Here is a 9,001-nt window from a genome sequence, read left to right as displayed (position 1 = left end):
CCGCAGTGCCGCGCAGCAGACCGGCGGTAAAATCACCCTGACCGAAGACATTGCCGAAGGCGTCCAGGGCGCGGACTTCATCTACACTGATGTCTGGGTGTCGATGGGTGAAGCGAAATCGGTCTGGGAGGAGCGTATCGCCCTGCTGCGGCCCTACCAGGTCAACAGCGCGATGCTGGCGCTGACCGGCAATCCGCAGGTGAAGTTCCTGCACTGCCTGCCCGCCTTCCATGACGATCAAACCACGCTGGGTCGTCAGATGGCGGAGCAGTATGGGTTGCACGGCGGTATGGAGGTCAGCCATGAGGTGTTTGAATCGGCACACAGTATTGTGTTCGATCAGGCGGAAAACCGCATGCACACCATAAAAGCCGTGATGGTGGCGACGCTGGGCAAGCCCTGAATCCGGCGCAGGCAAACGTTTACCTGTGGCGCGATTTCCGCTTGATGCCGGGCAGTGAATGCGTATAATGCGCCACAATTTGCCGGAGGAAACATGCAACAGCGCAGCGTACAATTTGCCGCTCAACCACGCCTGGCCACAGGCGGCGCACCCGTTTCTTTCCGTCATCAACCGATCGTAAAAAAGCCCCTGTAAAGGGGCTTTTTTTTGTCCGCAATCCGGCAGCGCTGAGGAGAGAGCTATGGCCAACCCGCTATACCGCAAGCACATTATTTCCATCAACGATCTCAACCGCGACGAGCTGGAGCTGGTGCTGCACACCGCAGCACAGCTGAAAGCCCATCCGCAGCCGGAGCTGCTGAAGCACAACGTCATCGCCAGCTGCTTCTTTGAAGCTTCAACGCGCACCCGTCTCTCGTTTGAAACCGCCATGCATCGCCTGGGCGCCTCGGTGGTTGGCTTTGCCGACGGCAGCAATACCTCGCTGGGCAAAAAAGGGGAAACCCTGGCCGATACCATCTCGGTGATTGGTACGTACGTTGATGCGATTGTGATGCGCCATCCGCAGGAGGGTGCGGCGCGTCTGGCTACCGAGTTCTCCGGCGGCATTCCAATCCTGAACGCCGGTGATGGCGCCAACCAGCATCCGACGCAAACGCTGCTCGATCTCTTTACCATCCGTGAGACCCAGAGCCGTCTCGACAACCTCAACGTGGCCATGGTGGGCGATCTGAAGTATGGCCGTACCGTGCACTCACTGACCCAGGCGCTGGCGAAGTTCAGCGGCAACCGCTTCTATTTCATCGCGCCCGATGCCCTGGCAATGCCGGCTTACATCACCGATATGCTGGATGAGCAGAACATCGCCTGGTCACGTCACGATAGCATTGAAGAGGTGATGCCGGAGCTGGATATTCTCTATATGACCCGCGTGCAGAAAGAGCGCCTCGATCCCTCAGAATATGCCAACGTCAAAGCGCAGTTCATCCTGCGCGCGGCCGATCTGGCCGGCGCGCGCGACAACATGCGCGTGTTGCACCCGCTGCCGCGCATCGACGAGATCACCACTGACGTTGATAGCACGCCGCACGCCTGGTATTTCCAGCAGGCCGGTAATGGCATCTTCGCCCGCCAGGCGCTGCTGGCGCTGGTACTGAATAGCGAACTGGCACTGTAAGGAGCACGCACATGACGCACGACAATAAACTGCAGGTTGAAGCCATCAAACGTGGCACGGTGATTGACCATATTCCGGCGCAGGTAGGCTTTAAACTGCTCTCGCTGTTCCGTCTCACCGAAACCGATCAGCGCATCACCATCGGCCTGAATCTGCCGTCAGGTGAAATGGGCCGTAAAGATTTGATCAAGATCGAGAACACCTTCCTGACCGATGACCAGATCAACCAGCTGGCCGTCTACGCGCCGCACGCGACGGTGAATCGCATTGACGACTATGAGGTGGTTGCGAAGATCGCTCCCACGCTGCCGGAGCGCATTGAGCACGTGCTGACCTGCCCGAACGGCAACTGCATCAGCCGCAGCGAGCCGGTGTTCTCCAGCTTTGCGGTCAAACAACGCGCCGATGATGTGCATCTGAAGTGTAAATATTGCGAGAAAGAGTTCGCGCGCCACGTGGTGCTCGGTCACTGGTAATCACGCTTTTCGCCTCTATAATGGGCGAACATTTTCGCGGCGGGCAGTTGCCGGCCGCGCACTTCTGAGGAGAAATGATGTCTCGCGAAATCAGTACTGAAAAAGCCCCGGCAGCGATTGGCCCTTACGTACAGGGCGTGGATCTCGGCAGCATGATCATTACCTCCGGTCAGATTCCGGTGGATCCGGCTACCGGCGCAGTCGCGGATGATGTGGCCGCTCAGGCGCGTCAGTCGCTGGAGAATGTAAAGGCGATCGTTGAAGCCGCCGGCCTGAAAGTGGGCGATATTGTGAAAACCACCGTGTTCGTTAAAGATCTTAACGACTTCGCCACCGTAAATGCGACTTACGAAGCCTTCTTCACCGAGCATCAGGCCAGCTTCCCGGCGCGCTCCTGCGTGGAAGTGGCGCGTCTGCCGAAAGATGTGAAGATTGAGATTGAGGCGATCGCGGTACGTCGCTGATAGATATAATAATCGTCACATTTTGCAGGGTGCGCAGTAATGCGCGCCTCGCGCTTATGCAGGGTCGCCATGAATGACGACCCTTGATTATCGTGACGCTCGCAGCAACTTCTCCATTGGCCTGACCAGCGCCAGCACGGTTTCATCCTGTACCTGTGCAGCGGCATCCAGCTGCGCGCGCATTTGCGCCACCTCTCCGGCACCGTAAGCCTGATTCTGTTCCAGCGCGCTGACCAAATCCAGACCCATGCGACTCAGCTGCGCGACCTGACGTGCCTGCTGCTGCAGCGGTTTGAGCTGATAATTACTGAGGATCAGCGGCATCACCACATCGCTGTTACTCTGCCAGCGCTGCAGCTGACGCCGAATCGCCGCTGCCGCTGCACGATTGCCGCGATTGGCGATCAGCGCATCGACCTGCTTATCCAGCAGGCGCACCGCCTCGCTCTCGGCGGGCAGCACATCCGCGAGGCGATTCAGCGGCTCAAACCAGTCATAATGCCCGGCCTGAAACTTAAGGTGCTGACGCGTGTAATACTGCGCGGGCTCCAGCACGTCGGCAAACACGCGCAGCGGCGTGATATCGCAGCTGTTCGCCAGGCGCATCATCTGTACTTCCGCCTGCTGATGCTGCTGCAGCCCCACGGAGACCGTGCTCCAGCGGTCAACTGCGCTCAGGCGCTGGTACATATTGTCGCTGTCCGTGACATCTTTCGCCGACCACAGCCGCTCTGCCACCACAAACGCCCGTGGCCACAGGCGTGTATCAATAACGCGGCTGTTGACGTTCTCCGCCCACAGCGCCGCTTCGCCGCCCAGCAGATTGTTGTCGAGCTGCTCCGGCGTCGGCAGTGACGGCGCGATGCCCGCGGGCACCTGCGGCAATTTATGCCCTTCGCCGGGATAGCGTACGTTGCCCACCTGCATATAGCCGGTGAGCTTTTCTCCGGTCAACGTCACCACCGGCTGGAACGGCCCCATCCAGGTATCGACGCTAAACGTCAGCTGGTTCGGTGACAGCCAGCGAATCGCCTGCACCATTCGCCGCGCTTTGCCGTTGAAATCGATAAAGCCACGCCAGCCGTTTTTGCCGTTAACCAGCGTGAAGCTCCCTTGCAGCGCACTCCCCTTGAGGCGCGGCATGGTGAATTGCCAGCTCTGCGTCTGCTCACCGGGCGCTATCCGATCCTCTCCGTTCAATCCTTGCGGCCACGGCTCGTTCCGATAGTGATACGCGGCAGTTTGCGGCTGATCGAGGTAGAAACCGGTGGAGAGAATACCGCGAAAATCATGTTTGATGACCTCGCCCAGCGCATCCTGCCCCTGCCATGACTGAATCAGAGTACTTTTGGGCAGATCCGGATGATAAACCTCATCCCAGCCGATCATCCGGCGCTGGTGCGCGGCCAGAATCTTCTCAACGCGCTGATTGAACCACGCCTGTAGCGCATGGGCGTCGTGCAGACCGCGATCGCGCATAAACTGTCGGATCGCTGGCGATGCGTTCCACTGGGTAGGATCAACCTCATCGCCGCCGATGTGAATGTAAGGATCGGGGAAGATCGCCGCGACTTCACCGATCAGCGTATCGATAAAGCGAAATACCGCCTCATTGCCGGGATCCAGCAGCGGTTTGAACACGCCCCAGCCCCGCTCCATCGCGTACGGGCCGGGTGCACTCATCAGCTCCGGCATCGCCACGGCAATCGCCGACGCATGGCCTGGCAGATCGATCTCCGGCACTACGCGCACGCCGCGCTGGGTGGCGTACTGCACCACGTCGCGCATTTGCTGCCGGGTGTAATAGAGACCGTCGCTGGCTCTCTCCTGCAGCTGAGGATAGTGGCTGGAGGCGAAGCGCCAGCCCTGATCGTCCGTCAGGTGCCAGTGAAACACGTTCATACGCGCCGCTGCGATACCGTCGATCTGCCGCTTCAGGGTCTCTACGGGCAGGAAATGGCGCGCCGAATCGATCAGCACGCCACGCCACGGGAAGCGCGGCTTATCATCGATGCTGACAAAGGGGATCACCGTGCCGTTTTCATTGTTTTCAATCAGCTGCAGCAGCGTCTCCATGCCGCGCATGGCGCCAAAACGGGTAGCGGCTTTCAGCAGTACGCCGCTGCTGTTGACCTCTAAATGGTAGCTCTCGTCACTGTCCGGCTGCGGCAGCGGATCGACCGCCTGCGCGATCTGCACCTGAATGGTGGCGTGATCGCTGGCGGCACTGGCCGGCAGCAGTGGCCAGCCCGTCTGGCGCGAGATACGGGCCCGCCAGCGCGCTTCGGCCCCTGCAAGGTGATCGCCGCTGATATGCAGTGTCAGCTGCGGCGTTAACGCCAGGGCGCCGCCGCCCGCAGGCTGCACCACGTTTTGCGGCCAGGGCATCAGCGGCAGATCGCCAGCAGGCGCGGCAACGCCTGAAAAACTCAGGGACAGGCAACAGGCAAGCAGCGTGCGGGGCAGAAGCATGTGGGGCATCCTTGTGAGGTAAAATGACGGATCAAAAGTGGGCAAAACATTCATTAAACCTGTTTCGCGGCGCAAAGCAAGTTACGGCCCGCTGAAGTTTGTCCGGCTTAATACTTTTTCAGTTTAGCGACGCTAACGCATTCAGGGCTGGCTATCTTCGTCAGTGCTTCCATGCGTCAGGTCAAGAAGAGCGCGATTAAAGCGCACCAAAACACCACATATAGCGGTTACACTCCGTGAAATTATCTACATGTAGTTTCATGGAGGGGCAATGACAACGGTGGTGATTAAGCGTGACGGCTGCAGGGTGCCGTTTGACGCGCAGCGTATTCAGGACGCGGTAGAGGCAGCGGCCCGCGCGGCAGAGGTCGATGATGCCGCCTGGTGTGCCACGGTGGCTGCGCAGGTCAGTCAGCAGCTGGCCGCGCGGAGCGAGGTGGATATCCGTGAGATCCAGTGTGCCGTCGAAGAGGCGCTCATGAACGGCCCCTGGCCGCAGCTGGCACGCACCTATATCGAATATCGTCACGATCGCGATCTGGCCCGCGAGCAGCGCGGCAAACTGCATCACGCTATTCGCGGTCTGGTGGAGCAAACCAACGCGGCGTTGCTGAACGAAAATGCCAACAAAGACAGCAAAGTGATCCCGACGCAGCGCGATCTGCTGGCCGGGATCGTGGCGAAACATTATGCGCAGCAACAGCTGCTGCCGCGCGAGGTGGTGCAGGCGCATGAGCGCGGCGAGATCCACTATCACGATCTCGACTATTCACCGTTCTTCCCGATGTTTAACTGCATGCTGATCGATCTGCACGGCATGCTGACCCACGGCTTTAAGATGGGTAACGCCGAGATCGAGCCGCCGAAATCGATCGCCACCGCCACCGCCGTCACGGCGCAAATTATCGCGCAGGTCGCCAGCCACATTTATGGCGGCACCACCATCAACCGTATCGATGAAGTGCTGGCGCCGTTTGTGACGCTCAGCCTGGAGAAGCACCGCCAGATTGCCGTTGAGTGGCAGATTCCTGACCCGGAAGCCTATGCCCGCGCGCGTACGGAGAAGGAGTGCTACGACGCCTTCCAGTCGCTGGAGTATGAGGTTAACACGCTGCACACCGCCAACGGCCAGACGCCGTTTGTCACCTTTGGTTTTGGTCTGGGCACCGACTGGGCGGCGCGCCTGATTCAGCAATCTATTCTGCGCAACCGCATCGCCGGGCTGGGTAAAAATCACAAAACGGCCGTCTTTCCCAAACTGGTGTTTGCCATCCGCGAAGGCGTGAACCGCCGTGCCGGCGATAGCAACTACGATATCAAACAGCTGGCGCTTGAGTGCGCCAGTAAGCGCATGTACCCCGATATCCTCAACTATGACAAAGTGGTGGAGGTCACCGGTTCGTTCAAAACGCCGATGGGCTGCCGCAGTTTTCTTGGCGTGTATGAGGAGAACGGCCGGCAGATCCACGAAGGCCGCAACAATATCGGCGTGATCAGCCTTAATCTGCCGCGTATCGCGCTGGAGGCGCAGGGAGAGGAAGCGCGCTTCTGGACCCTGCTGGATGAGCGTCTGGCGCTGGCAAAACGTGCCCTGATGACGCGCATCGCGCGGCTGGAGAAAACCAAAGCGCGCGTGGCGCCGATTCTCTATATGGAGGGTGCCTGCGGCGTACGGCTACAGGCCGATGAGGAAGTGGGCAAAATTTTCCGCAACGGGCGCGCATCCATCTCGCTCGGCTATATTGGCCTGCACGAAACCCTTAATGCCCTGAGCGGCAACGCGGTGCACCCTTATGACGCAGAGCACCTGCGCGCCAAAGGCGTGGCGATCGTGACGCACTTGCGCAGCGCCGTTGAGGCCTGGAAAGCGGAGACCGGCTACGGCTTTAGCCTCTACAGTACGCCCAGTGAAAACCTATGCGACCGCTTCTGCCGTCTGGACGCCGCGGAATTTGGCGTGGTGCCGGGCGTGACGGATAAAGGCTACTACACCAACAGCTTCCATCTTGACGTAGAAAAACGCGTTAACCCTTACGACAAAATCGATTTCGAAGCGCCCTATCCCGCCATCGCTAATGGCGGTTTTATCTGTTACGGCGAATACCCCAATATTCAGCACAACCTGAAAGCGCTGGAAGATGTGTGGGATTACAGCTATCACCGCGTGCCCTATTACGGCACCAATACGCCGATCGACGAGTGCTACGACTGCGGCTTCAGCGGCGAATTCCGCTGCACCAGCAAAGGCTTTACCTGTCCGCAGTGTGGCAATCACGATCCGGCGCGCGTCTCAGTCACGCGCCGCGTGTGCGGCTACCTCGGCAGCCCGGATGCGCGTCCCTTTAACGCCGGCAAGCAGGAGGAGGTGCAGCGCCGCGTTAAACATCTTGATAACGGACAGCCGGGATGAATATCCATCGCTACTACGATGTCGATATCGTTAACGGGCCCGGTACGCGCTGCACGCTGTTTGTTGCCGGTTGCGAACATCAGTGCCGCGGCTGCTATAACCAGAGCACCTGGCGGCTTGATTCCGGCGTGCCGTTTACGCTGGCGCTGGAGGAGCAGCTCATCGCCGATCTCAACGATCGGCGCATTCCGCGCCAGGGATTGTCGCTGAGCGGCGGCGATCCGCTGCATCCGCACAACGTGCCGCACATTCGTCGTCTGGTAAAACGCGTGCGGCGTGAGTGTCCGGGGAAAGATATCTGGCTGTGGACCGGCTATACCATGGCGGAACTCAGCGCGGACCAGCGCGCGGTGGTGGCGGAGATCGATGTGCTGATTGACGGACGCTTTATTGAAGCGGAGCGGGATGCGCGGCTGCTGTGGCGCGGCAGCCGCAATCAAACCATCTGGTATTTACGCCAGCCACAGGGCGAGCATACCGAGCAGCACACCGCTCAGCGCCACGCCGATCAGGGCGATCCACAGTGCCCGGGCGGGGAAAGCGCGATGCAGCATCAGTAGTGAGGGCACGCTCACGGCGGCAGCGTGACCAGCAGCGCCAGCGCCGGCGCCGTGCCCATGCCCGCCAGCATCATGGTTTGCACAATCGGGATTTCAGCCGCCGTCGGGATCACGAACAGGCAGCCTGCTATCGCCATCATGATCACCCAGAACAGTGTATTCCCGACTGCGCCATCCGCATGCGGGAAGAGCCAGACGCGTGCCGCCCCCAGCAGCAGCACCGCAACGATATAGAGCGGAATGGTGTTCCAGAACAGCCGCCACATCACACGTAGCCAGCGTGTGAAAAGAGGCGCATCGTGAGTAGCAAGCGGCTGGGGTGCGGAAAGCGCCGTTTCCGGTACGCTGCGCTGCACCAGCGCGGCAATGCCCAGGACCATCATCACGCCAGCCACCAGCCGGATGGCAGCAAAATGCCAGCCCAGCACAAAGCCCATGAAGATCAGCGTGGCCGGATTGAGCAGCGGATTCGCCAGCCAGAACGCCATCGCCGCGCCGCTGGATACCTGCGCCTGACGTAACCCGGCGGTCACCGGTGCCGCACAGCAGCTGCACATCATGCCCGGCAAACCGAGGCCGGTGCCGACCAGGGTTGAGCCAAAGCGTGAACGGCCCATCAGGCGTAATAGCGCGTTGCGCGGGATCAGCACCTGCACCAGTGAGCCGAGCACTACGCCAAGCACAGCGGCTTTCCACACGGCCAGAAAGTAGACCATGGCGTAATCGAGCGCCGCGCGCCACGGCGACGCAGCGGCGTTGGCGATAATCGAGTGGCCAATCGAGTGGGTTTCGGCGGCGACAAACGCTTTGCCGTAATAGGGTTGCCATTTGACATACCACAGGCCGATAACCACGACGGCGAGGAATAACAGCGGTTTCCACCAGGCGAAACGTACCGCCGGGGCAGGAGGAGCTAACTGGGTCATAACAGGTTCCGTATTCAACTGAATAACGTAGGCCGCGCGGGAAGCGCAGCGGAAAACCCGCATTGTTATTCAGGTCATTGCTTTCCACCAGTTCCGATGTGCGTAAACTTGAT

Annotated in this window: 6 protein-coding genes and 2 pseudogenes; 6 read left to right on the top strand and 2 right to left on the bottom strand. The window is 59.9% G+C overall.

The genetic code is table 11. The annotated features are described in order from the left end of the window. The 4 genes from HA48_RS18045 to ridA form a co-directional block, all read left to right on the top strand. Positions 1-403, top strand: a 403-nt coding sequence (locus HA48_RS18045) for a Rossmann-fold NAD(P)-binding domain-containing protein (RefSeq protein WP_482809945.1), incomplete at its 5' end; no start/stop codon positions are given. A gap of 241 nt (positions 404-644) precedes the next feature. After that, the gene (pyrB, locus tag HA48_RS18040) at positions 645-1,580 is read left to right on the top strand and encodes an aspartate carbamoyltransferase (RefSeq protein ID WP_128602552.1); all 936 of its coding nucleotides are present in this window, start codon (positions 645-647) and stop codon (positions 1,578-1,580) included. Positions 1,581-1,591: 11 nt separating this feature from the next. Further along, positions 1,592-2,056 carry an aspartate carbamoyltransferase regulatory subunit gene (gene pyrI / locus HA48_RS18035; RefSeq protein WP_128602551.1) on the top strand — a complete coding sequence of 155 codons (465 nt, stop codon included), beginning with the start codon at positions 1,592-1,594 and terminating at the stop codon, positions 2,054-2,056. A gap of 77 nt (positions 2,057-2,133) precedes the next feature. Beyond that, positions 2,134-2,520 (top strand): 2-iminobutanoate/2-iminopropanoate deaminase, encoded by a 387-nt coding sequence (gene ridA, locus HA48_RS18030; protein WP_128602550.1) that lies wholly within the window; start codon positions 2,134-2,136, stop codon positions 2,518-2,520. A gap of 87 nt (positions 2,521-2,607) precedes the next feature. Here the strand turns inward: ridA and HA48_RS18025 are convergent, their stop codons facing one another. Continuing rightward, entirely contained in the window at positions 2,608-4,992 is a 2,385-nt protein-coding gene (locus tag HA48_RS18025; RefSeq protein WP_128602549.1) for a beta-N-acetylhexosaminidase, read from the bottom strand. 271 nt (positions 4,993-5,263) lie between these two features. Between HA48_RS18025 and nrdD the strand changes: the two genes are divergently transcribed. Then, positions 5,264-7,402, top strand: coding sequence for an anaerobic ribonucleoside-triphosphate reductase (gene nrdD / locus HA48_RS18020; protein WP_128602548.1), 2,139 nt, complete (start codon positions 5,264-5,266; stop codon positions 7,400-7,402). After that, positions 7,399-7,860, top strand: a pseudogene (gene nrdG / locus HA48_RS18015) (anaerobic ribonucleoside-triphosphate reductase-activating protein); the annotation flags it as partial. The gene nrdD and the pseudogene nrdG, both read left to right, overlap by 4 nt. Here the strand turns inward: nrdG and HA48_RS18010 are convergent. Next, positions 7,855-8,888, bottom strand: a pseudogene (locus HA48_RS18010) (permease). The pseudogenes nrdG and HA48_RS18010 sit on opposite strands and share 6 nt — an antisense overlap. Positions 8,889-9,001: the final 113 nt, after the last annotated feature.

The sequence above is a fragment of the Pantoea wallisii genome (genome assembly GCF_002095485.1).
In the GTDB taxonomy this organism is placed as follows: Bacteria; Pseudomonadota; Gammaproteobacteria; order Enterobacterales; family Enterobacteriaceae; genus Pantoea; species Pantoea wallisii.
This window is presented reverse-complemented; position numbering and strand designations above follow the sequence as displayed.